We start from the raw sequence: 1,317 nt of genomic DNA on the forward strand, positions 1-1,317 counted from the left end.
TCTTCATGGTGGTACGTGTATTGACGAGATTTAGGGTCAGGGAAGAAACGCCCCGCTTTAGAACCTGTCATAACGGCTGCGTTGTCTTTGTATGCAGACAGCACATAGTCAGGTGTCGTTTCAAAAGTGTTTTTGATCATTTTGAACAAAGACTTAGGTTGATCTACCCCGTCGATAGTCCAATCTGCGTTAAAAATTTTGTGGCGACAATGCTCTGAGTTCGCCTGAGCAAACATCATCAATTCAATGTCGTTTGGGTTACGCCCAAGCTTAGTAAAGTTCTCTACCAAGTAATCAATTTCATCTTCTGCGAGTGCCAAGCCAAGGGAAACGTTTGCCTCTTCAAGCGCAAGACGACCGCCAGCTAAGATATCAACATGTGCGACAGGCTTAGGCTCTGCAACAGTAAATAATGCTGATGCGGCTTCAAATTCTGTGAATACTGTTTCCATCATGCGGTCGTGAATTAACGCTTTAACAGCGTCAGCTTGAGCTTCTGAGAGAACAACTGAAGATTCGACATAATAAGCCGTACCACGCTCTAGACGTTTCACTTTCTCCAGACCACAGTTAACAGCGATATCGGTAGATTTAGAAGACCAAGGCGAGATAGTGCCAGGACGAGGCGTGACAAGAAGTAGAAGACCTTCAGGCTCATGCTCTTCGATGGTTGGGCCGTAAGTTAGTAACTTTTCAAGTTTTTCTAACTCTTGGTCATCAAGGTCTGACTTTAGATCGGCAAAGTGCATAAACTCGGCATAAATGCCAGTTACAGGCAGATCTTGTTCACGACAAAGTTCCAGTAGTTTATTAACACGAAACTCAGAAAGAGCTGGGGAGCCACGCAAAATTCTCATGTGCTTAGGTCTCTTATGCAATTGATTAAGGTGATATTGGAATAAATTCAGACACTTAAAATAAGCCCTGTCGAACCTATGCCGATTCCACCTCGTCATTGCGAGCGCATTATATAGTAATTGTTTTTGTGATGTAACACCAAAAGCAACCGTTTGCGTCATTTTTTTTGTCAAATTTGAATTACAACTAAAATGTCGATAAAACACACAATGTCACGTTATAAGTGTGTGATTCACTTTGCCCCATGAGCTCGCTTTGATATAAAGGCAAATAGAAATTTTCCAAGATGTACCTATTAATGCAAATAAGTCACTTCAACCGGCTCAAGCGCAGTGCTCTAATTTTAGTTTCTGTTCTTTTGCTCTCTGCTTGCCAGATTGAGTCGGAGCCCAAAAGTGAATTTGAAAAAATTCAAGAACGTGGTGTGCTTCGTGTTGGCACGCTAAACAATCAGCTTTC

Annotated in this window: 1 pseudogene; it reads right to left on the reverse strand. The window is 42.2% G+C overall.

The features are described from left to right. Positions 1 to 857 (reverse strand): annotated as a pseudogene (locus IQR33_RS27610) (phosphoribosylformylglycinamidine synthase); the annotation flags it as partial. Between the last annotated feature and the right edge of the window lie 460 nt (positions 858 to 1,317).

The organism is Vibrio sp. OPT46, from assembly GCF_015163535.1.
Taxonomy (GTDB): domain Bacteria; phylum Pseudomonadota; class Gammaproteobacteria; order Enterobacterales; family Vibrionaceae; genus Vibrio; species Vibrio alginolyticus.